The 23,655-nt window shown below is 55.5% G+C and carries 15 protein-coding genes; 5 read left to right on the top strand and 10 right to left on the bottom strand.

The annotated features are described in order from the left end of the window. Positions 1-305: 305 nt before the first annotated feature. The 4 genes from ACQK2L_RS26950 to ACQK2L_RS26935 form a co-directional block, all read right to left on the bottom strand. Positions 306-1,511 carry an iron-containing alcohol dehydrogenase gene (locus ACQK2L_RS26950; protein ID WP_425400149.1) on the bottom strand — a complete coding sequence of 402 codons (1,206 nt, stop codon included), beginning with the start codon at positions 1,509-1,511 and terminating at the stop codon, positions 306-308. 107 nt (positions 1,512-1,618) lie between these two features. Continuing rightward, positions 1,619-3,718: an alkaline phosphatase D family protein gene (locus tag ACQK2L_RS26945; protein WP_425400148.1), complete on the bottom strand. Its 2,100-nt coding sequence runs from the start codon at positions 3,716-3,718 to the stop codon at positions 1,619-1,621. A gap of 34 nt (positions 3,719-3,752) precedes the next feature. Next, entirely contained in the window at positions 3,753-4,868 is a 1,116-nt protein-coding gene (locus tag ACQK2L_RS26940; RefSeq protein WP_425400147.1) for a DUF1559 domain-containing protein, read from the bottom strand. 159 nt (positions 4,869-5,027) lie between these two features. Then, complete coding sequence (locus tag ACQK2L_RS26935) at positions 5,028-5,663, bottom strand: helix-turn-helix domain-containing protein (RefSeq protein WP_425400146.1); 636 nt, start codon at positions 5,661-5,663, stop codon at positions 5,028-5,030. A gap of 254 nt (positions 5,664-5,917) precedes the next feature. On the opposite strand from ACQK2L_RS26935, the gene ACQK2L_RS26930 reads away from it, so the two are divergent. From ACQK2L_RS26930 to ACQK2L_RS26910, 5 genes are all read left to right on the top strand, one after another. Further along, on the top strand, positions 5,918-6,922 hold the full coding sequence (locus tag ACQK2L_RS26930) for a LamG-like jellyroll fold domain-containing protein (protein ID WP_425400145.1): 1,005 nt from the start codon (positions 5,918-5,920) through the stop codon (positions 6,920-6,922). A 64-nt stretch (positions 6,923-6,986) separates the two neighbouring features. Beyond that, entirely contained in the window at positions 6,987-8,789 is a 1,803-nt protein-coding gene (locus tag ACQK2L_RS26925; protein WP_425400144.1) for a hypothetical protein, read from the top strand. 79 nt (positions 8,790-8,868) lie between these two features. After that, positions 8,869-9,672, top strand: a complete 804-nt coding sequence (locus ACQK2L_RS26920) for a LamG-like jellyroll fold domain-containing protein (RefSeq protein ID WP_425400143.1) — start codon at positions 8,869-8,871, stop codon at positions 9,670-9,672. Positions 9,673-10,230: 558 nt separating this feature from the next. Then, positions 10,231-12,780: a LamG-like jellyroll fold domain-containing protein gene (locus ACQK2L_RS26915; RefSeq protein WP_425400142.1), complete on the top strand. Its 2,550-nt coding sequence runs from the start codon at positions 10,231-10,233 to the stop codon at positions 12,778-12,780. A 102-nt stretch (positions 12,781-12,882) separates the two neighbouring features. After that, a complete protein-coding gene (locus tag ACQK2L_RS26910) occupies positions 12,883-14,901 on the top strand; it encodes a PQQ-dependent sugar dehydrogenase (RefSeq protein WP_425400141.1) in 2,019 nt (672 codons plus the stop codon). Between the two features lie 352 nt (positions 14,902-15,253). Here ACQK2L_RS26910 and ACQK2L_RS26905 read toward each other — a convergent pair whose 3' ends face one another. The 6 genes from ACQK2L_RS26905 to ACQK2L_RS26880 all read right to left on the bottom strand — a co-directional run bounded on the left by ACQK2L_RS26905 (position 15,254) and on the right by ACQK2L_RS26880 (position 22,944). Beyond that, on the bottom strand, positions 15,254-16,261 hold the full coding sequence (locus ACQK2L_RS26905) for a DUF1559 domain-containing protein (protein ID WP_425400140.1): 1,008 nt from the start codon (positions 16,259-16,261) through the stop codon (positions 15,254-15,256). Positions 16,262-16,487: 226 nt separating this feature from the next. Beyond that, on the bottom strand, positions 16,488-18,206 hold the full coding sequence (locus ACQK2L_RS26900) for a hypothetical protein (RefSeq protein WP_425400139.1): 1,719 nt from the start codon (positions 18,204-18,206) through the stop codon (positions 16,488-16,490). 28 nt (positions 18,207-18,234) lie between these two features. After that, complete coding sequence (locus tag ACQK2L_RS26895) at positions 18,235-18,798, bottom strand: sigma-70 family RNA polymerase sigma factor (RefSeq protein WP_425400138.1); 564 nt, start codon at positions 18,796-18,798, stop codon at positions 18,235-18,237. Between the two features lie 225 nt (positions 18,799-19,023). Beyond that, positions 19,024-19,800 (bottom strand): hypothetical protein, encoded by a 777-nt coding sequence (locus ACQK2L_RS26890; protein WP_425400137.1) that lies wholly within the window; start codon positions 19,798-19,800, stop codon positions 19,024-19,026. 143 nt (positions 19,801-19,943) lie between these two features. Then, positions 19,944-20,828 (bottom strand): PEP-CTERM sorting domain-containing protein, encoded by an 885-nt coding sequence (locus ACQK2L_RS26885; protein ID WP_425400136.1) that lies wholly within the window; start codon positions 20,826-20,828, stop codon positions 19,944-19,946. Between the two features lie 220 nt (positions 20,829-21,048). Then, positions 21,049-22,944, bottom strand: a complete 1,896-nt coding sequence (locus ACQK2L_RS26880) for a hypothetical protein (protein ID WP_425400135.1) — start codon at positions 22,942-22,944, stop codon at positions 21,049-21,051. Positions 22,945-23,655 lie beyond the last annotated feature (711 nt).

Below are 23,655 nucleotides of genomic sequence, written 5' to 3'. Positions count from 1 at the left end.
AGTTCTGAATCCGCCAAATCTGCTGCGGTGATTTCGACCTCAGCAGCTGCCGTTACGCGCAGATGACACGCCCACCTGGGGCACTTCGGGACCGGCGTGTTAGGATCGCAAAGGCCGGGGCGTTGGCGTCGTCAAAATGATTCTGCAAATGCGGAGGTCTTTCTGACCTAATTCAGTTCAGGCCGACCGGGCCGGAACGGCGGCTGGTCCATCCTCGGGATCTAACGCAGTAAGTGAGTCAGTTAGCGATGCACCACCAGAGAAACTACAAGCTACTATTTCGGGGAGCCCTAGGCGAATTAGTGCTAGGCTTTCGCGCAGCCGTCGTGATCAAATGTCTGTCGCAGAATGCCAACAATGTCATCCGGAGTGGCGCGACGAGGGTTGTTGCGTAGTCGCTCGGGATTGAACTTCTCCGCGTGCTCAACCGGTTGATAGTCTGTCGGCAACCCTAGCTCAAAGACGCTCGCTGCTCCACCAATGGAGCGAATCAGTAGTACAATGTCGCGCGTGATGGCCTCGATGCTGTCGCGATTAAAGCAGCTCTTTAATTCCTGGAGGCATCGGTCCATGTCGCCGGCTCTCGTTGAGGGCGAATTGGCTGGAAGCCGGCGGTCGCAGTTGAACAAGAGAGACGCCGGCAATGTTGAGGCCGCCGCCAATCCATGTGGTACGCCATACCGAGCCGTGATGAGGTAAGAAAGAGCGTGGCAAATGGTGGTGAAGCTGCGATTGATCGCCTGCCCCGCTAAGTGAGAGGCAAGACAAAGTGCCGCCTGTGCGTCGGAATCGGCATCCATCACCGCCGGACGAAGATTCGGAACAACCAGTCGCAGTGCCTCTGATGCATAAGTCAGCGACTTTCGATCCGCGCGTCGCGACCAAAGTGATTCAATGGACTGGCAAAGCACATCCAGCCCAGCAGCCACGGCCACCCTCTGTGGCACTGACACGATTAGCGAAGGGTCGATGATCGAAACAGAAGGTCGCAAAGTAGGGTGACTGATAGAGTGCTTTACCTCCCCCACAAACAGCACAGCAAAGTGCGTGGCCTCGCTTCCGGAGCCTGCCGTCGTCGGAATGGCGATGATGGGAATCGAATTGGGATCACAACTTCCATCCAACAGGGACAGCGTCGGCATGTCATTCGATGCGCGAAGTGCGATAAGCTTGGCTGCGTCCAGCGTTGCGCCGCCGCCAACTGCGACAACGCAATCGAAATCTCCCTCACTGCAGACCCGCCCATACTCGTCCACATCTGCGGGTGACAAGGGTGAAGTTACATCCAATACGGCACATCGAGTACCATTCGAAAGAACGTCGACCAGCTCTTCATCAATGCTGGATGCTGCGGTTGCCGCTGGGTCTCTTACAAGCAAGGGGTGAACCGCGCCGAGGTGCAGCAGTTTTGCGCGCAAACTGTCGCAAGCATCATCTCCGAACTCTGTGCGTCTGAGTGAAAGATCATTTAATAGGCGCGATGCGACAACAGATGCTACTGGCGAACTCATGAACTACTACAACTTGGCTGTGGCGAGAGATAAGTGGCCACCCTTGCAGGGCAACCGTTCGCTAGGTTTGTTATTAGGCGTTGGCGTGGCGAGCAGCCACATCACGACTAGGTATTTGGCGTCAATTGTGTACTGTCGAGATTCACCGCGAAGATCCTCTTACCATCGCGGTTTATCCACTCGGCCTTTAGCGTGGCTGGGGTAGCATGGTCTTCGACTTCAAGACGAAGGAACACATGCGGCTCAAGGGCGTGATGTACAAGGTTCGGATGCGGAACGTCCAGGGCAGGTATGATCCGATCGTGTAGCGGGCTAATAATAAACTGCCATAGGTCGTAACCTACTCGCGGTCCATAATTCAATGCGCGAGAGACGTGGATATCGCCGCCAATCAAAAAGCATCCAGGAATGGCCTCTTGGCGAATAAAGTCGAAGATCGCCTCGCGTTCGTAACGATAGGTGTGCCAGTCGTCCATCTCGGAGTTGGTCTTGTCGTCCCAGATCATCCCCGTAGTCAAGGCTTTGAAAGTCGCCGTGCTATTCTTCAGACCTTGTTTTAACCAGTTCCACTGCACTTTGCCGATGCATGTTGGATGTTGGTCATCGGCCCAACTCGCTTCAGTACGACTGAACCACCGAGGATCAATGAGAAATACCTCCAGGGGTCCTCTTCGGAACGATGTATAAATTCCGCGGCCATCTCCAAACGGGTCTGTCTGAAGCTGTCCGTCGGCTCGATGCCCAAATTCGAGGTTGGCTCGATACTCAGTAAACGCTGTGCGGCAAACGTGCTTGCCGGGGAAGTCCCCGTGCCCGTCATTGCGGCCGAAATCGTGGTCGTCCCACGTGCCCCAGCACGGCATATTGGCAATCATCTTGGCAATCTCAGGCTGCGACAAAAACCGGCGGTGCTTCTCGCGGGCTACCTTCAAGTCGCCGGAATCAACATAGGGAGTATCGCCCAGGAAGACGAATCCTTCGCACCCTTCGTCGACGATGCGACTCCAAACGTAATTCGGATCGGAAGGTGCGCATGACCCGAGACCAAGCACCACTCTACTGGGCGTCCCGTCTAGCGTATCAGTGCTGAATTTGTAGGGTCCGAAACTTCTCAGCGCCGCCTCTTCCGCAGTGCTTGGTGTAATCTCGTAGGTATATTGCTTGGCGGGCTCCAGGCCTTCGATGTCGAACAGCAGCGTGAAGTCGTGGTCTGCATCAGGCGTTTTGGTGGCGGTGACTTCTTCACCTTCGCCCGATATAACGGTGCATCGCCACGCTGGGACCCTTCTTTGATCTTCGCTTGGGCGAAACCAGATTCGCGCCATTTCTGCATCGACATGGCCAACCATCGGTCCAGTCGGCAACGCAGGGGGCATTGGCGTCGCAACGACGGACGGTGCGGCACCGGAAGTCACCATGCGAACGTAGTTCACCACAGCGGTGAAGAACTTATTACTGGCGTCGACGGCTGCGTTGCCATAGGTGGACGAACCGTCTGGGCGATAGCACTTGTCTAGCCACAGACTGCATATCAGAAACCTGCCATCGCCGTGCGCGCCTTCCAGGAGGCAAGGACTGTGGCCGTCGACTTCCGAGGCCAACACCACTTGCAACCCGTCCCACGTGTCAAAGCTCTCCCAATTCGGATTCCTCCGGTGAAAGAAGTCGCTACCCAGTTGCGATGTCCCATCGGGCCACCAATCGGCAACTAACGGGTGTCTGGGATCCAGGGCTATCACCGAAGAAAGGTCGCGATCACCACGTTTCGCCTGCATACCGGCTGGAAGGTAGTGAACCGTATTGCCGAACTGGTCCGACTGCGTCATCTCCAGAACGACGCCACCGGCCGCCACGAATTCTTGAAGCTCTGTCGCATAGCGACGAACATAGTCTTTGTAGGCCTTGTCATTATTCGTGAACGAACCAAAGCCGATTAGTTGTGGACGAGGTTGCTGCTCAAGGGGCGAACGGTCGAGTTGCAACTCAGCTGCGTTAGCACCAGATGTGGTCAACAGTTGTGAGAGCCCCGTCGAATTCTCCGTCCAGCGATCTGGATATTCCAGCACACATGCCCTGATTTCGGCATGCGCGCGAGACTCTTCCTGGCCGGCGGCCTTGTCGATTGCCAGCGCGGATATGCCAGCAGTACCAGCGACCATGAATTTGCGCCGATCAAACCGTGATAGACCCATTCTCAATACATCCATTGCTAGGATTCGAGCAATTCTGTGCGACTAACAGTTAGCGTGGGCCGAGTTGAACGCACGAATCCGCAGCAGTCTGGCTGGCGCGAGTTCCCAGAGCGCTACGCACGTCGGCGTCGACGTTCTCTTCAATAAAAGCGACTGAGCCATCGCAGCGAACCATCTGAAAACCGCCCGAGTGCACACTGCCAAACGCGAGCTGAACGCGCTGACAGTCTGAGCTTCCAGGCGATCCAGGGGACTCACAGGCCGAGTTGTTGGGGAACTGGTCTTGGTAGTTGATCGGCACGGCAAGCGAACCCAAGCACTCCGAGACATCGAGCCCATGCGCACCAGCCCGAGATATATCGATGTCGTCGCTACCGATCGCCCAATGGTCTTTGTGGTCTCCCTCGTCCGGCTCTTTCGTAGGACCGAGACGCTCTTGAGCATCGGAATCGTGTAGGGCTTCGCCAATCAACATCGTGTTAGAAGTTCCATCAGTGATCTGTCTTATTTTTGTGCGACTCCACGAATACAGCACCCCGTCGAGGTCACCAAAACGTGTATTCTCGGTTTGAATCTTACCGTTTGAAGTAGAGATCACCTTCGCGGGGCACGCCGACTTGTATCCGTTGGATACCAATCCAGTGGCGTTTCCCAGATAGGATGCTGGCACTCGTCGCATGACGTAGAAGCTATCCATGGCGACATCCAACTGGTGTTCGGGGAGCGCTGCCGAGGGACACCGCATCACTGGATAGACGATCTCCTGCAATTGCGTGTTGCGGCGAATATTCTCAGGCAGCTGGCTGACGTCGCTATAAGACCCACCAGGGTTTCCCCATTGATAGTTCAATCCTGAATGCTCTTGAATGGTTGCCGCTTGATACGACACTCCCTCTTCGAGGAATGGGAGCGTATAGTATGACCACATCGAGCCTTCGTTCGCCGCAGCGCCCAGGGGAAAGTGCCCATGCGTGTCATGATGATTGAGCGAAGCTAGCCCCAACTGCTTCAGGTTATTGCCGCAACTCATCCGGCGGGCCGCTTCTCGTGCCGCCTGGACCGCCGGCAGCAACAAGGCAACCAGAATTCCAATAATGGCGATCACTACAAGCAACTCGACCAAAGTAAAACCACCCCGAGCCTTAGATTCCATGGACGCGCGCATGTATCCGTCTCCCTGCAACTAATTAATGCCGCTCGGCGGTGCGGGATGCTAACCGTACCGCGTGCTCCTCGCAGAAGCACTACGCCATCAGGATACAGGAGGGTGACTTAAAGTCAACAAAAGTGAAGTTAACTTTCGGTGAAGTTTCCGTGCCTTCTCCTAGTTGGAGACAAAGAAAACGCAAAGTACCTCGGCGACGCAGTCACTAAGATTGTAGACCCGGTGCGGAGTGGATCCGTTGAAGTACAGGCAGTCTCCTTCCCCCATTACGAACTTATCATCTCCGTAATCGAAAGATGCCTCTCCAGAGATGACCATTAGAAACTCCTCACCATCATGGGGCAGCAGTTGAGCTCTCCCCCCCTTTGGCGGGATGGTGAGCAGGAATGGCTCCATGGCGCGCGACTGCCGGCGGTGCGCAAGCGACTCGTAACGGATGTCGTTGTCCGGCGAGGGGTCGCGATCAAACTCCTTTCCCTCTCCTTTCCTCACAATACAAAGCTCTGGGCCATCTTCCAGCCCTTCAACTAGCTCTGAGAGGGGGGTGCCTAAGCTAGCAGCGATCTTAAACAACGCAGGTAGCGATGGAGTAACGCGAAAGTTCTCTACTTTGCTCAGCCAACTGCGAGTAAGACCAGTCCCGGCTGCCAATTGCTCGATCGTCATGCGGCGGTCTATGCGCTTTTGGCGGATGCGCTGCGCCAGTTCAACCAGATTCCCGCCAGAGTTGGCTGAGGGGTCGCTCGAACTGGGATTCGCAGAAGTTTGTGAAGATTCAACTAATTTCTCTGACACTTCATTGACGGGGGCTAGAGGGCCGGTAAACTGACGTCGAGGTGATTGTTAGTCACCAAACGTGCATGCTGTTAACTTTTTGTTAAGCAGCAGACTGTTCCTTTTCGAACACATGCTCCTTCAGTTTAGCGGAACGGGGTGATTCTGGGGAAGTCGCAGGCCAGCGAGGCACTTGGGGCTTTTCCCAACGGATTCCTGACCCACTGTTTCCCTAAGTTGTGCGATCTGCCCAAACTCTCTTGGAGAACATCAAAATGTCGAAATCGCTGACTTGCCTGCTTGCTGGCCTTGCCTTCCTTATCGCAGTGAGCCCTGCCTCCGCCGACTTGGTGGCCTACTACGACTTTGAAGATTCGCAGAATGCTCCCAGCCTTAGTGGTCCAGATCTTACAGAAACCGGATCAGGCCACACTTTAGGGGTAGCTGGTGGAATCGTGGGCAATGCTGTCGAGTTCACTGGAGCAGATGGGAACGTCCTGACCACAAATCTTGGATTCGGTGGCGGCGGCACCAATCAACTCGGCGACAACTTCACGGTCTCCGCTTGGTACAACCTAGACACTGTGCCTAGCAGTCCGACTGGCCGCTTCTTCGTCTATGAAGGAAGCACCGACTACGACATCTCGTACGGACTCCGGAGCTACAGTGATGTTGACGGGTTTGCCGATACGCAGACATTCACGAACGGCCTCGGATCGATCCTCTACGCCGATGCTCATACGGCTGGCCAATGGCAGCATGTAGCTCACACATACGAGAGCGTTGGAGGTGTGACTACGATTCGCACATACATTGATGGAACTGAGGTCGACTCGCCGCTGGAAGGATCGACCACGAGCCTAGTCAGCGAAGCCATCAACATCGGTAACGCAAGGAATACCGCTCTCACTCGCGGTTTTGACGGCAAGTTGGATGAGATTGCTTTCTGGGATGCGGCTCTCCCCGCAGAATCGATCATCAGCATCTACAACACGGGCTTGAGCGGGCTGGCCATTCCTGAACCCCGCGATCCTTCTACCTACATCGTTCAGGACTTCTACGACATCAGCGACAACCTTTCGCAAGGAGTCACACTCGGAACAAATGGTGATCTGAACGTCGATGGCGTGGTGAACTTTGCCGACTTCCGTCAGTGGAGGGACAACGCGCCTGCGTCGGTTCTAGCTGCTGCGGGTTTTGCAGTTCCGGAGCCATCGACGGTTGTCCTGTTGGGGGGCGTCTTGGCTGTGCTCGGACTTCGTAACATACGTTGCCGCTGAAACGAACGACGTACTTGATGGACCCGGATCATTCAACAAGCAATTCAAGCGAGCATAGATAACCATGAGACGATTCTTTACTGGAAGGCCTCTCGCTTTGATGGCCGCCTTGGGGCTGGTGCTCTGGGCGACGCGGGCGTCGGCCCAAGTCGAAGTCCAGTGGGTAGGTTCCGACCCAGGAAATGGAGTCTTCGACGGCGATTTCAACATTGCCGCCAACTGGGACCACCCCTCGATTAATGGCCCTTTTGTGCCTGAAGGGCAGTTCGACGAGATCGCAATCATCGGCAACGGCGGGACGGCAACTGTTTCCAACATGGTACCCACGCAAGGTTACATGAATGTGTCCAACGGAACTCTCGCGGTCTCGTCCAGCGGCAACATTCAAGTCGACGCTGTCGAAACCGTAGATGCAAACTCCAATCCCACCGGGATTTTTACCACTGGCGCAGCGAGTTTTGGTGGGAGCGGTGTACTGGATGTTGCCAGCGGTGGTGTATTTGAAGCAGAGATCTTGTCGCTCAATGGGGCGCTAGTGCAAGAGATCACTAGCGGGGGATTGACTCCAATCCAGGTCGGGGAGAATGCGAGCCTCGGTGGCACTCTGGAAATCACATTCTCTGGATTCACTCCCGATAGTTCCGGATCATGGACTTTAATCGAGGCCAATTCGATTTCTGGGTCCTTTACGGACATCTCGGCGACAGGAGTTACTCTGCAAGATGGCCTCTTTTGGCAGACCCGGACAGTGGAAGCTGGTGGCGGTCGTGAGGCGGCAGAGCTATTTGTCGATACGCAACTCGTACTTGCGATCGACGCTGACAATGGTGGAACAGCGACCATAATGAGCCCAGTTGCAGGCTTCCCCGTAACGATTGAGGGCTACCGTGTTCGTTCGGCGGGCGGCGGTCTGAATCCCTCTGGATGGAGCAGCCTGGATGATCTCGATGGCCCTGGCAACAACGACGGCGGCTGGCGCGAAACGCCGGGCTCCGCCAATCAGTTGGCCGAGTTGAACCAGGATGGATCGACTTCGATTGATGAAACCGGAGTGAGTCTCGGCGCGATCTACGCACCAGATGCTCCACCCGAGTTCAGAGCTCCGGTTCCTGGAGCCGACCTAGTGTTTGACTACATGACATCCGATGGCGCGGTGCGACAAGGTATCGTGAATATCAATTCCAGCTATGTCAACGACTTGGTGCTTACTGTCGATCCCACGGACGGCGACGTCAAACTCAGCAACCCGTCAGGTTTCCAAGTAGACATCGAAGCATACGAAATCACCTCGTCGATGGACTCGTTGGTGCCAGGCAACTGGACTAGCCTCGACGATGCCGACGGCGTTGGCAACAACGACGGGGGATGGCGAGAATCGCCCGGGACGACTTCTTTCATCGCCGAGCTAAATGAAGATAGTGCACTTTCGGTGAGTTCGGCAGGCAAACTGCTCGGATCGATCTACGACTTCGCTACGGACCATCGCGACTTGGTTTTCAGCTTCTTGATGGCAGGCGAAAGCGTGCCACTCGTTGGAACGGTCGTCTACGATGAGTTCACTCCATCCGATGCCAACTTTGGCGACTTCAACGGCGACGGTGTCGTCAACCTCGCCGACTATGCCGTGTGGCGCAACAACCTCGGTAGTCCAGCGTCGGCTATCAATGAAAACGGCACCGGAGCAAGCGTAGTTTCGGCGGCTGATTATCAAGTGTGGAAGGACAACTTTGGTACTAGCTACAACGGCGGCATAGCGGCCGTGGCAGGCGCAAATGTGCCCGAGCCTGCAACTGGGTTTGTTCTTGCCATTGGCATTGGTGCGCTATTCGCCGTCCAGATCATGCGACCTAGGCAACGAGGCCTATAGAGCGAAGCTGTCTGTAGTGTCTGCATAGAGTTTCTTTAGCTATCGTTTGACTTCTATCCTTCAGAAAGAGAGCGACCTCATGAGATGCATCTACATTTGCGTGATCGCCATGTTCTGTATCCCAACACATGCGGAATTGGTAACCTACTACTCCTTCGACAATGACTTCACGGCTGACGTCGGTGGCGTCGCGTACGACCTGACTTCCGTTAACGGCTCCACGGCTGGGGATACGGGCGGGAGGTTCGGTAACGCCGCGACATTCGAGCGTGCCAATGGAGAGTACGCTTACACTGGTGGCGACGTCTTGCAGCCTGGTCAGGACTTCAGTTACACGGCGTGGTACAAGACCGCCCTCGAGAACGAAGAAGAAGGCATCGAAGGCAGCAACCGCTACTTCGTACTAGAGACTTCCGCTTTCGACACGCCCAGTGGAGACGGCGCTTGGACAGCCTCCATCGGCCTGCGAGACGTGTCTGGTACAGATGTCATGGAGGTGTTCACGCATCCCAGTCTATCGGTTGTCCAAGAACCGATGGCTCTGAATACTTGGCAGAACGTGATCGTGACCTTCGATGCCGACGGAGGAACCAACGAAGACACGGGATTGATGAGAGTCTACCTCGATGGCCAATTGATCGAGACGGAAGACAACTTGGCGACACGAACAGCAGTGGGAGGCCTAGTGATCGGCGGCCATCGCGCTGGGACGGGTCGGAACTTCGAAGGTCAGATCGATGCGGTGGCGTTTTACGACCATGTTCTCACCGACGCTCAGGTGTCCCTATTGCAGCGGCAAGCTGTGGTGCCGGAACCGAGTAGTTGGTTGATCGGACTTGGAGCGTTGGTAGCCCTCGGCGTCGTAAAGCGTTCGAAGCGGTGAAGCTACATAGCAGGCCATTTGACGACCTTGCTGCGATGGTTGAGGGACGGCGCAGGTGGGCAGCCCTGCGCCATCCTTCATGCCTTGAAGTGTGCTGGAAATGAAGCCTCCTCGACGATGCGGGCACGTAGTCGATGTGGCCTTTTCAAACTGGGCGTGATCAACAAATGAGCATTCGATTTCTAGCTTGGAGGCAGGAGTCTCCCGGTGTGATCTGGTCGTGCTACCGGAATCTGTTGTCCAGGGTGTTTCTGTTTACCCCTGTGGACGCCGGCACCACAAGTCGGTCCGTTGCGCTCAATGTCGACCATATGATAGCCAACGGTATTGGCAGACTGCGCAGATCGGTGATCGATCTGCTAGGCACCACGAATCTGCCAGCCTTTGATCGCATTCGGGCTAAAGGTGCGTACACGAACAACGCGCGCACTTTGCTAGAGAACGCGGTCGCCGTTGCCGATCGCATCTCTTTGCGCGCGGGCGTGACATGGGGTACCTCATGTTTTACTCGCCCTAAACTCCTCTGATCATTTCCAACGCCAATTACAAGACACTGTTATGCTTATCGATCAAGGCGTCTTCGCGACGTGGTTGCGAACTTTGCATTTATTAACGCACATGGCAGCGGCGAGCCTGTTCGCTGGCACGGTTGTTGCTCAGACATCCCTCACGGCCTGGTGGGATTTTGAAGGCGACTATTCCAGCTCCGTGAATTCCCCATCATTCGATGGGGTTGCCATGGGAGCGGGAACTATGATCAGCAGTAGTGCAGATGAGTTCCGTGTTGGTTCTAGCGGACTGAAGATCGATGACTCCCTCGCCGATGCCAACTATGTAGAGATTGCAACTTCGCCTGTATTCTCGACGAGCGACTCGATCACCGTTTCTGGCTGGTACCGACTGGAGGATATCGCAGGCGACGGAATGGACACCAGGAATTTCATCTGGGAAACCGTGGGATCTTATTCACTTTCATACGGAGTCCGCAGCGATACGTCCGATGGCGAGAAAAGAGGGCAGTGGTTCACACAGTCCCCTTCTATCTCAAACGATAGCAACAGCGGCCCGTTAGTTGATGACTCGCAATGGCACCATTCTGCAGTCGTGATCGATCAAAGTGCGGGTGAAGTAAGCTTCTATCACGATGGTCAGCTCTTTGACAGTGCGATGCTGCCGTCCGGATACGGAATGAATCCTTCCTCGAGTGGATTCAGTATTGGAAATCACCGTAGCGGAGATGGATCGCGCAATTGGGACGGGTTCATCGACGACGTTGCAATTCACCATGGAGCGTTATCCGCGGCGAATATTCAGTCCTTGTACGATGGCTCTGCGACACCCTCTTCGGTCGTGGGAGGGGCGGTGACAGAAGTCCCCGAGCCGATTCCGCCCGCTCCGTCCGTCCCTGGATCATGGACGATGGCAATTATTCCAGATACGCAAAACTATACGACCCTGAACAACGGAATTTTCTCAACGATTACCAACTGGCTTGCCGACGAGGGCAACGATATCTCATTGGCTTTGCATGTGGGCGACATTACTAACCGAAATGACACCACCGAATGGGGACGAGCCAAGCCCGCGATCGCAAACATGGATGGGAATGTCCCTTACATACTTGCAACTGGTAATCATGACTATGGACCGGGCGGCGGCGCGGGAAATCGACAGACGCTGTTTAACGACTACTTTGACGAAAGCTTGTACGAAAGCGATGAAGGACTCATATTCCCTGATCTCAGGATAGCGGAGCAGTTCGAAGACATATCGCGTTTTGGAACCGACTCCGAAGAGCCCGAGGCAAACCGGACGCTCGAGAACGTTGCCTACCAGTTTGCCGCACCCGACGGCCGGAAAATGCTTGTCTTTTCTCTTGAATGGGGCGTTCGGCAGGAGGTTGTTGACTGGGCGAATGCCGTTGCCTCAGACGAACGCTATGCTGACCACACGGCTGTCCTTCTAACTCATGCCTACCTGTATAGCGATAGCACGCGATACGACTGGACGAATCAAAATACGTCTAACGATGAGCCGGGCAACACACACTCTGGATCAGGGCAGGGAGCCAACCCACACGTTTATGGCACCGCCGATACCGACGACAGCGCCCCTGCGAACGATACGAACGATGGTGAGGAACTTTGGCGAGAGTTGGTCGGTGTTAATGACAACTTCGAAATGACCTTCAATGGCCATGTGATCATCGGAGGGCAGCTCGGTTACCTGGAGAGCACTGGTTCGGCGGGTCAGTCTGTGCATCAGATGTTGTTCAATGCACAAGCTGATGCCAACGGAGGCGATGGCTGGATTCGACTGCTTGAATTTCTGCCCGATGGCCAGACGGTTCAAGTCAAAACCTACTCCCCTCATCTGGACCAATGGAGGACTGATCCAGCTAATCAGTTTCAGTTCACACTTAGCACTGTAGCTTCTGGAAACCACATTGAGGGAATTGCAGATATCTTCCTTCTAGTAGACCCAGAAACGGGTACAGCGCAACTACGCAATCAGTCAGGTATCGACGTAGCGTTCGAGGGCTACATGCTGCAGTCCGACAGTGGTTCGCTGCTGCCGAATGAGTGGCAAAGCCTCGATGATCTCGACGGACCGGGCAGCGAAGATGGTGGCTGGCGGGAGTCGAATCCATCGACCATTCAATTGGCCGAGCTACTTCAGTCTGGCGACTATCTGCTCGCTGACGAGCAGATCATTCGACTCGGAAGCATCTTTGACACGGACGGCGGGAATCGTGACCTGACCATTCAGTTGCTGCTCCAAAGGGATTCCGAACCTACAACTTTGCGCGTCATCTACGAAACATTACCGGAGAGCCCCGATTTCAATGGCGATGGCTTTGTCAATCTGGCGGACTACACGGTATGGCGCAATATGCTTGGCAGCACGGGTATCGGCCAGACTGCAGATGGAAATGGGGACGGAATTGTAGACGCAGCGGACTATCAAGTGTGGAAATATCATTTTAGCGTTTCGAGCGGCGGGATGCTCACTGCAAATAGTGTCGATCAGGTACCGGAACCGGCCACGGCGACAGTGGGCGCCATTCTGACTGCTGTGATTGGTTTGTTTCCGCGGTGGCGCACTTGAAATTCTGCGCAGGATCTTGCCACGTTGAGGTGGCAGGTTGCGCATCCAAGGGCTGTTGTCGGTTCGTGAATTCTGTCGTCTACACAAACGGAATCGAAATCAATGCGTCCTCGTAGGTCAATTGAGATTGTCACACTTCTAGGCGTCATCCTGTGGGGCATTGTTCGCCCGTCTGCAGGACTAGATTTTGGTATTGAACGTGTTGCAACAGGGCTCGACCATCCTGTGTATGTCACCCAAGCGCCTGGCGACACAGACATCCTCTACGTCGTTGAGCAACGGCTGGGGAATTCGACCAAGGGACGCATTTCGACGTTCGATCTCACGACGGGAGTTCGAGAGTCGATCATTGAAATCGATAACCTTGACGCCAAGGCAGGGTTTGACGACGGCGGTCTACATACCATGACGTTTCATCCCGATTTTCAAAGTAACGGAAAGTTCTACGTCAGTTGGGTAGACAGTCTCGGCAACAGCCGAGTGGATGAGTTCACCGACCAAAACGGCAGTGTGACAATGTCGCCCAATCCCATTCTCAGCTATCCCACTTTGGCCACCCGGCCAGGACGGCACTCCATTGGTTGGATTGGATTCAAACCTGGCGCCACCGGCTCTGCCGTGAACCACCTCTACATCACTACTGGCGAAGGTGGATTCCCCGAAGGAAGTGCCAACTACGTGAACGTTTCGCAAGACCTTGGCACGAACTACGGAAAGGTGCTGCGTATCGAAGTCGGAACCGGCATCGATGCTTACCCCGACGATGCAACCAAGAACTTCGGTATACCTGACGACAATCCACACGTCGATTCGACTGAAGCGCTAGGCGAGGTGTTTCACTCTGGACTCCGCAACCCGTGGCGAGCAAGTTTCGACCGGGCGACTGGCGACATGTACATTGGCGACGTGGGCTGGTTGACCAGAGAGGAGATTGATTTCGTCAAAGACGGGCAAGCAGGTTTGGATTTTGGCTGGTCCAATCGTGAAGGCACTATCGAGGTACCTGGCGGCAGTTCACCCGAAATGGGAGGGCCAATCGGAAACTCGGTTGATCCGATCTTTGAGTACGACCATGCAATTGGCGTCTCGATTGCTGGTGGCTACGTCTATCGCGGCCCAGTTCAGAGCCTGCAAGATAGCTATTTCTTCGCCGATTCGTTCAGCGGCAGAATCTGGATGGCAGAATTTGATCGAGACACCCCTTCAACTTCATTTGATGGAATGAATCTGACGGGTGTTAGCGAGATTTCCGCGGATCTCCAGAGTCAAGTCAATGCGGGCTCAGTCACCAACATTGTCTCGTTCGGCGAAGACAACGCTGGCAATGTGTACCTAGTCAAGATCGGCGATGGAGGTCCTGCGGGCAGCGTTTCGCAGACCGGAGAAATCTTCAGACTTACTGCCCTGCCAACAATCCCAGAAACTAGAGAGCTGTTTGTGTTGGTGAACCCGACGACCGGCGAAGTCCAGCTCCGAAACCAATCGGGTAGCAACGTCGCATTCGAAGGCTACCAATTGCTGTCCGACAGTGGTTCGCTGCTTCCGGATGAGTGGCAAAGCCTCGATGATCTCGATGGATCGGGTATCGACGATGGTGGCTGGCGAGAGTCAAATCCGTCGCCCGTTCAATTGGCCGAGCTACTTCAGTCTGGCGGCTATACACTCGCGGACGATCAGGTGATTCGGCTTGGGAACATCTTCGACACTGGCGGCGGAATACGCGACTTGGCCTTTCAGCTACTGCTTCAGGCGGATTCCGATCCTAGGACTTTGCGCGTCATCTACGACACATTGCCCGACAGACCTGACTTCAATGGCGATGGGGTGGTGAACTTGGCGGACTACACCGTGTGGCGCAATACACTGGGGGCTACTGGTATCGGCCAAGCAGCCGATGGGAATGGAGATGGAATTGTAGACGAAACCGACTATCGAATCTGGAAGGACCACGGAGGGCAGACGATCGCACTACAGAGTACGACAACCGCAAGTCAGGTTGTACCCGAAGCTTCCGCATTCTGGATGTTGATATTGCTGGCGGGGATCTTCTGGATTCGGAATCGTCTTGAGAGTCAGTACGACGTCAAACTGCATCAGCCTGCTTTTTCGAGTGATTTGTAGTTCCGCGGATACGAGCTATCTTCGAGGGGTCCCATGAGCTTCTGGCGACTTCGGGCTCCGCAAGTGACTCGTCGTTCAGGGGCTGAACGCACCTTCCCAAAACGAGCAGCGGGCAACCCTGCCCGCCGTTCCGCATTGCTCTATTTGCCGTCGGTTGCATAGCACCGATAAATCTTGTGGATAAGTAGTCATGAATATGCCGCCGAACATGTCAGTGTATCGCTAACGCAAATTGCGGTGATGCCCGACCTGAAACGTGAATAGGACTAGCACGCACCGTCTAGTTCGGGACGCCACGCTGCGCCAAACTTCCGAATTGAGGCTCGATCGCAAACTAGCTGTTGAGTTGTGCTTAGTCAGTTCGTCGATCGCCGGCATCGCGGTGGATTCGCCAGTCGATGTCGTACGACACTTGATGGACGCTGCCGTCGCAGAAGGCAACGTTCCAAGTGCCGGAGTGAGCCGAGCCGAAGCGGCCGGCGGCGTCGACGACGTTCTCTGTAGTATCGGGCACCGGCAAACACTCGGCGATCCGCCCATCGACAAGCCGTCCAGTCTTACGATAGTTATCGTTATTGAAGCCGGTACACCATGTTTCGTTATCTCCGTTATGCAATCCCGTCTCGTAGTGCGTGACTGGGATATACCGTTCCCCGATTAGGTAGGTGTGGGTCAATCCAGCGTTCACCTGACGAACCGAAACGGTACTTCGTTCATACGAGATCCCGGTCATCACCACTTGATCGGGTAGCGTGCGATCAAACGGCGCCTGGTCGACTCCCCAATAGCTATTGGTCGACCAAGTTCGGGCCTCCTCATAACTGCGAGGTCCACTTCCGAGTGCTCGAAGCGGCCACTCGTTGAATACATGTCCCGAATTGACGGCATAGTCACTTCGACCAGCCACATCGGGTGTTAGTGAGTTGTAGAAACCAAGTGCCCCCCCGTCATTGGCAGTCATGGGGTAAACGGCATTCGCGCGACGCGAAGGGCAGTTGATGATGGACAGGGGAGTTTGAATGATCTTCGATGCCCCCAACCGCTGCTTTCGAGAGAGCCGAGTGGGGTCTCCGTCGGAGGCGGTGTCGTACAAACTGTACTGCTCAAAGTAGGGGAGCGTATTGTAAATCCAACCGCCTGGCTGGTCCTTCCCGAATCCACGATCTGCATCGCCGGTCCAGTACCATCCCCAGCCGCCGCTAGGAAAGAAACCATGCACGTCGTGATGGCTATGGCAAGCGATAGCGAGCTGCTTAAGGTTACTTTTACATTCAACACGTCGAGCGGCCTCTCTCGCCGCCTGAACTGCGGGTAGAAGTAGCGTGAGCAGCACACCCATGATGCCGGTAGTCACAAGCATCTCGACGATTGTGAATCCCCTAAGAGACCCAGCCGAGTCAGAAAGGACGCGTTTGGTGTGAGGCACGGTGGCAACCCCGCAGCGGACAGGGTGAGCAAGGTGGAGCAGTAAGAGCGATTGTAATCCAGCGAGGGCGTCGGGGCTAACGATGTGCTGAGATTTGTGGGGAAAAGGAAGTCATTCTTCGATCACGGCGGCGACCGCTGGCCTGCCCATTTCGCGGACCCTACGGTAATTCAATGCCGTATCGCTGCGAAAAGTACGCCCAGAACTCGTCTAGTTGGTCGTCGCTAAAGGTGTCGTTGAATACGGCGATCTCGTACAGGTTTCCGAAAAATGCGGCGTGCATGTCGCGGTGGATACCAATGAACCGTTGGCTCGCATGATTGATGTCGGTAGCAGCAGTGCCCTGACCCTGCAACACTCCATTCAACCAGCACTTCGATACGTTCTGGGTAGTGTCATACTGATACACCAGCACAGCCGGCTTGCTGTTGTCGATACGCGTGGTATGAATCTCGCCTGCAGCCGACTTCCCCGTGCCGGGCCATACCCAGCCGCGCGCCGTGAAATCGGTCAGTACGGCAATCTCCAACGTGGGTTCCATACCGAACATATAGAGCAACTGGGTATTGTCATAGGCGATGGGAGCCGGCATAAGCACCACGAAAACCGTTTGTTTATCGCTTCCTTCCACGGGACTGGTAACCATGCAGGTAGACCAGCCATCAAACTTCAATGCGGCGCGGCCGGCGCCATCCTGTACAAGCTCGGGACGCCGCAGTTCGTCAAACTGCCACGCGTTATCGGCAAAGCCGTTGTCGCCCACTAACAAGTCGTTCCAAGTACCCACTTGATTGCCGCCCGCTACTGCTTTGCAGGTGTCGGCGGTGTACCACTGAGCGAGGGAAGTGGTGGTCGGCAGGTTGGGTAGTTCACTAGGATCGTAGAGTTGGTTCACATGACGAACGAAGTCGGTCTCGCGAGCGGTGAACCGCTGGGGGTCTGCGCTTACGGAGTCAAACCGCATCGCTTCGTCTTGCTTGGCATGAATCAGCGTGCCGGCTCCCTTAGACGAGAGCCGCGATCGTGCCACAACATCGCCGTCGAAAACATGGAGCTCAGAGTCGCCGGTGTCTTCTACTTTGACACCAAACTGCGTGCCGATGTCCACTAGTTCAGCGGTCGGTGTAATGACGGTGTACCCTCGAGCGACCCGTGGGGCCGCGGCCGCAAGGCGGCCGCGTTCCAGAAATGATTCGAGCGCCGAGTGCGCTTCCAATCGGGCGGGGCCTTCGACCGTTAGTTTGGCTCCTGTGGAAAGCAGAAGCTCCACGACACCGCTCTCGAGTTCAATCGTTTGGCCCTTGGTTATACGATCGCCAAAGCTCAGACCAGTGGTCCCTTCCTTCCACACTGGCGCGTCCAATCCTGCAACCCGTCCCACAACTTCGGTTGCTGGCTCTTTGGAATTCCTGCCGCCTTTTCTTCTGCTCTTCTGCACATTGCTGGGAGCCGAGTCGGTCGTTACGACGGCCAAGTCGTGCAGGCGAGAAAGCTGGCGATTGAGCACCGCGGTATAGACGGCAAACGCCACGATCACCAGGGCCGCAACCGCCCCAATGGCCAACCCGTGTCGGTTGATACGAGTCAGGACGGAGTTCGCTGACGTAGCCCGCCTCGGCGATTGTGGCGAGGAGTTGTTTTCGGCCGGTCTGCGTGGCGAGTTGCGGAGGAAGAGTATGTCGTCGGCCTGGCGTTGCGTTACACACAACTCCGACAGCAGAGACTCATCGCAAAGGAACTGGGCGGCCTGGGCGCGGAGTTCTGGCGAGTGCTTCAGTGCCTTGTCCAGGCTCGCAACCTCGCTGCCTGTCGCCTCGTTCGACAGCATACGAATTAAGACCTCCTGGAGGTCCGTCGGCAGTTTGTCTGTGTCGTCCATACGTCTCTAGCCTGTCTCAGTCGCCTGGCTAAGGGGCTGAATCCAACTCCAGTCGCTTTAAGATGCAATTAGCAAGTGACTTGCGTATGCGGAGCAATGCGGACTTAATCGCATCTTCGGTCCGCTTCAATTCTCGCGCGATCTCAGCGATTGGGCTACGATGCTCGTACCGCAACTGGATCATCTTCTGGGAGGCTTTGGGCAACTCGCCAAGGCAGATCCGAAGCGCATGGTGGCGGTCGTCCAAGTCAGGTGCATGCTCGGTGGCCGCACTCAGCATAAGCAACGCAACCTCTTCGGAGAACACATGCCTGTCCCGACTGCGGTCCCTGTAGAACGACATAACCTCGTATCGAGCCAGGGTCACAGCCCATGGCATGAACTCCGCCCCGGGGCGAAATTTCGCAGCATTTCGCCAGAGCGTGAGATTGGTACGTTGTAACACTTCCGCGGCATCATCAAAGTTGCCCAGCGCGGCGAGCAGGTATGCCTTGAGGCTGCCTTGTGACTCCGTCAGTAGGTGAACAAAATTCTCGATCTCCGAACCACCAACCGAATCTTTGGCGATTTCATCTCCCTGGTGGTGGTCCATGCTTGCCCTATCTAGGTCGGCCGTCGAGGCAGAATGCTACGTAGTAGTAGAGTGCTCCGATTAGGTTTGTCCAGAGACGCGGTGAAAGTGTCATACAATTTGGAATTATTTCAGTTTCTGCGCCGTGCCGCACGCCGTTCATCGCCAGGATTCTGCTTGATATCCTGCCGCGGCCGTTCCGGGACGTTGCCCCGGAACGGCTTCTAGCCGGTGGTGGAAGCGGCCCTAGCCTCGACGAAGTGGAAATCGTCGGCCATCTGCAAGGACCACCATACCACCAACCAAAGCAAGCAGTACAACCGAAGCGGGTTCGGGAATCTGTACCGGCACGATTTGCAGGCCCGCGATGCCCAAGCGATCGCCCGTCGTATCGCCCTGTGCGGTCACGGTGAAGCTGTCTCCGGTTACCCCCGAGAAAACGTAGGTGTTCACGCCGTCGCCGTCCAATGGGTCGGTATCGAAATTGTCGAACTCGGCAGTCACCACCACGCTCTCCGACGAGCCATTCAAGCCCACGAAACCATTTCGCGTGCCACTCTCGATGCCAAAGTAGACGACTACGTCGTAGCCGTTAGCAAACGCGGCCTCGTCCAGTCCGTCGATGGTCAAGGAGGCCAGGGTGCCTTGTTCGATGGAAGCCTCGAGATAGCCGTCAAAAAGGTAGTGAGTAGCATCGCTGCCACTACCATTGAGATTCTGGGTCCGCCAATTTCCGGTGGCACTATTGTTGGTGATGGTAGCCGTCTCGCCGCCCGTGCCAACCAGGGCGTCGCTTCCTCCGGTGAAAGCGTGGATATTGCCGTCACCGGCAAATTCGGCGTATGCATTGTTCCACATGTCCTGGGGAACCAGTCCGGAAACATCGCCGGAAGCGATATCGCTATCGTTTGGTCCGCCACCATCGCGGTTAATGGTGATGTTTACTCCGATGGTGCCGGCCATCGCTCCGGCTGCCATGGCAACTGACAATGCAGTCGCAGCGAATAGGGTTGATCGTTTCATTAGTTGCTTGTCCTTTTGAATTCACCATGCTTGAGAAAGAAAAGAGAACCCACTGGTGTGAGTAATCACAAAGCCACGAACCTCTGCCATTCCTCTTGTGGTCTCCTCCGAACCAGAGTTGATTGCGGAGCTTCTTGCTCTTGCTACTTGCACTTGAGCTTGCGTCCACCGATTACAACTAGCGCAACCGTGGCTAGTAGCCCAAGGGTCGATGGTTCGGGCACTGTCGAAAAGAGGCTCAGCCCCGCCAGTGAGCTTCCCGGAGGCAGGTTGGTCCGCCACTCGTAGTAGTCGCTGAAACTAACGATGCCATCACCATCGAGGTCTCCCAAATCACGGGACGCAACGTTCTGCTTGAAGTGATCTCGGATAATGCCGAAATCAATCTCATCGACGAAAGAATCGTCATTCACATCGCCGGGCAGGAAGACGTGGCTTCCAATCTCTGTGATCTGCAGACCGGCAATTCCGAATCGGTCGCCGGTCGTATCGCCCTGAGCGGTCACAGTAAAACTGGTTCCCGTAACACCAGAAAAGATGTAGGTGTTGATGCCATCGCCGTCCAAGGGATCGGTGTCGAATACGCCAAACTTGCTAGTAACCGTGACCGGTATCGAGGAACCATTCATACCCACAAAGCCGTTGCGGGTGCCGCCTTCGATGCCGAAGTAGACGATCACGTCGTAACCAGCGGCATAGACCGCCTCATCCAAACCATCCACGGTCAACGACACCTGGGTGCCTTGCTCGATGGAAGCCTCCAGATATCCATCGAAGAGTCGATTGGTGGCGGTTCCGCTGGCACCGTCAAGGTTTTGCGTCCGCCAGTTACCGGTAGGCGAATTGTTGGTGATGGTTGCTGTTTCGCCCGCCGTTCCGAGCAGGTCGCCATTGGGGTCGAAGGTGTGAATGTTCCCATCGCCGGCGAATAGGGCGTAGACGTTGTTCCAGTCGGTCTGAGGCTCCAGTCCAGTGGTCTCCAACGCGGTGATATCGCTGTCGTTGTCTGCGGTTCCGTCCCGATTCACAGTGATGTTGACTCCAATGCTGCCAGCCCTTCCGCTGGATGCTAAGGCCGTTAACACAACCCCTGTAAGCAGCACCAATGCCACCGACTGCTGCGCTGGGCGCGAAACCTTGGACAGACTTACGCAAATGCTCATTGCCTTTATACCTCGATGTTTAAGCTGCTTCGAAAAGGAAGTATCAAAAGTCGTAAGGTGTTTTCAAAGTAGGTGGAACCGAAAATCAAAGCCGTGCTCTCACCACCATATTCCACGACCACGCCAGATAGCTTTGCCGGCGTAGCCTCCAGAGCAGACTGGTGCTAAATGCTCCGAGCAACCAAGCTGCCGGTTCAGGGACGTTTTGAGAGGCGGCCACGGTGCTGCTGGCGGCAGCATCCGTTGTGGCACCGAACATTGATTTCCAGGATGCGTAATCCGCCGCGCTAATGACCCCGGTGTTGGCAGGGTCGCGATTCGCCAACGCCCCCGAATCACCGCCCAGGTTGTTGCGCCACACAGTGTAATCGGCAAGGTTAACCACCCCGTCGTTGTTGTAGTCTCCCACCACGCCGTCGATGATCGTTTCGTACACCACGACACCCAGGTGCGTTGTTGGGTCTCCATCGAGGAGGAACTCCAGTTCGAGATCTCTCGAACCACCAATGTTGTCGAACAAAGTACCCAGCAGGTACGACTTGCCTGGCGTCAGCGTCAGCGTCTCGATACCGGAATCAATGAGTTCCGACAGAGAGCTGGCCGTTGGTGCTGCCTCTTGCCAGCCGGTAATGCCTTGATCGTCGAGACTAGACCAGTCGGAGTTTCCGGGCTGCAGCGAGCCTGAGTCCGAATCGATGGAATAGCCGAGCAGGTCGATCGTGAAGGTCGACCCGTTCTGCAACCTCGCTTCCCCCGTATCAGGATCGACGGTAAGAACCAGATTGTTGTAGGCGGCAGTGCCCGTGTGCTTTACGAGCCCCTGGACAACTTGACCGTCTGGCGTGATGTACTCGAATTGAACATCAGGTGACTCACCGAAGGTGGTCGGAGCGAACGCATATCCATTTCCTAGCGTTGTTGCTGTGGAGGTAACGCTAAGCGAGTCCGTCCCGTTGCCAATCAGCTCACTCAGCGAGGTAGAGGTCGGGCTTGCTTCCTGCCAAACATCGGCGCCACCAGTGTTTTGATCGTCCAGGCTACTCCAGCTAGCAGGGTTTAACGAACCGCCAGCAGAATCTACCGAATAGCCGATGATGCTCGTGGGGCCGCCACTTTCACTTGAAATCGACATGGCGCCCGTATTGGCATTCAGCGCGAGTGTGGCCACCGCCTGGTAGGTAAGTTGCAGCTGCTGTCCATTCCCGCCGGGAACGACTTGCTGTATGAATCGTGTACCAGGAACCGGATCGGCCAGTCCGGTCAGGTCGAGATCAAAAGTACCATTGATCGATTGACCGTCCAGGATGGTCCAGGTTGTACCAACAGTGGGTGTGTAGCCACCTGACACTTCAACCACCAGCGGACCTTGCACTCCTACGATCGCCCCTGCAGCAACCAGCGTGGCATGCGACGACGACTGCAAGTCGACCACATATTCGGTGCCACCCTGGAAGTTTACAAAAGAGTCCGAGCGAAACTCGTGACCAGCCCCGTGAGTAATCGTCCTGCCAGCGAGCCATATTCCACCAGACGAAACGACTGAAGCAGCGCCGCTACCGGCACCAATCTCAACCGTACTTCCGGGGTCGACGTCGAGTAAGGTCGTAGTGAACGTAGCGCCGCCATCGACTTGCAACACACCTGTTCCCCCTCCCAGGCCGATGTTGGCAAATCCTTCGGCTTGTCCCGTCCCCTGCACAAGATTCAGAAGTCCCCCTGACTGGAGATGCAGCGTCCCAAAGTCCCCGACTGTCTGGCCCAAGATCAGCCCACCGGCATCCAAGGGGCTCTTTACCTGATTGTTCTCGTCCAATCCAGTAGCTGCGGTATTGAGCGTAGCGACACCATTGTTATTGATGATCGCCACGTCTTCAAAAAAGACGTAGGGAACGGCTCCTGAGTCCCAGTTTGATGAGGAATTCCAACTGCTAGTTCCTGCCGTCCAGAACACGTCGAACGCATAAGCAGACGACCCAGACATGAGCAAGGCAAGTAAGCTAGCTGCAATGCAGTAGAATTGCCGTTCATACCCGCCATTCCGCATGATCCAGCTCCATATGAGGTGTGGTTCGAGCAGCAAAGTCAAATAGAGAAATCGAAGAGGATTGTCGGTGACTATCCGATCCTTTGGGCCGCCCCCGCGAAGTCAAAAAGCAAGCCCCTCATGTTAAAGATGTCCACCAGCACATCGAAGGTGTCATGAAAACTCCTCTCAATACTCCGGGGGTGCATCTCTGGATCTGCCTTCTGCTCTTGGCCGAGCACTCCAACGCAGTGTTGCTCGTACGGTGGCGAGCAGCACTCACGCTGTAAGTGGCCTCATCATCGCTACTATTGTAATGTCCACCTCAATGCAAGAAGTGGCGAAAAAACTGGCGATGAATCACTGAGTGCACCAGACCGGCTGGCGTGTTCCGGTGCTGCGGTCGATCAAACTGCCCAATTGATCTCGCAACCCGGTACACGCCGCCGGTCGATTGGTTGCCAGTGCACAGGTCGCCATCTGCGGCTACCCCACGTGGCAATGAAGCTGTGCGACCGTTCGCTAAGTTCGGCTCGCGCAGACTCCGCTGCTGCCGAGGCCCGCGCCTCGCGCAGCTGCTTTCCTTTAGGCTTGTCCGCCAGTGGGCGATTGGTATCGCATCGAATAGCAGGAAATCCACAAAACCTGCTTGGTGTCGCGGCAAGAAAT

The sequence above is a fragment of the Aeoliella sp. genome, assembly GCF_965227375.1.
GTDB lineage: Bacteria > Planctomycetota > Planctomycetia > Pirellulales > Lacipirellulaceae > Aeoliella.
The sequence above is the reverse complement of the archived record's forward strand: the minus strand, read 5'-3'. Positions and strand labels throughout refer to the sequence as shown.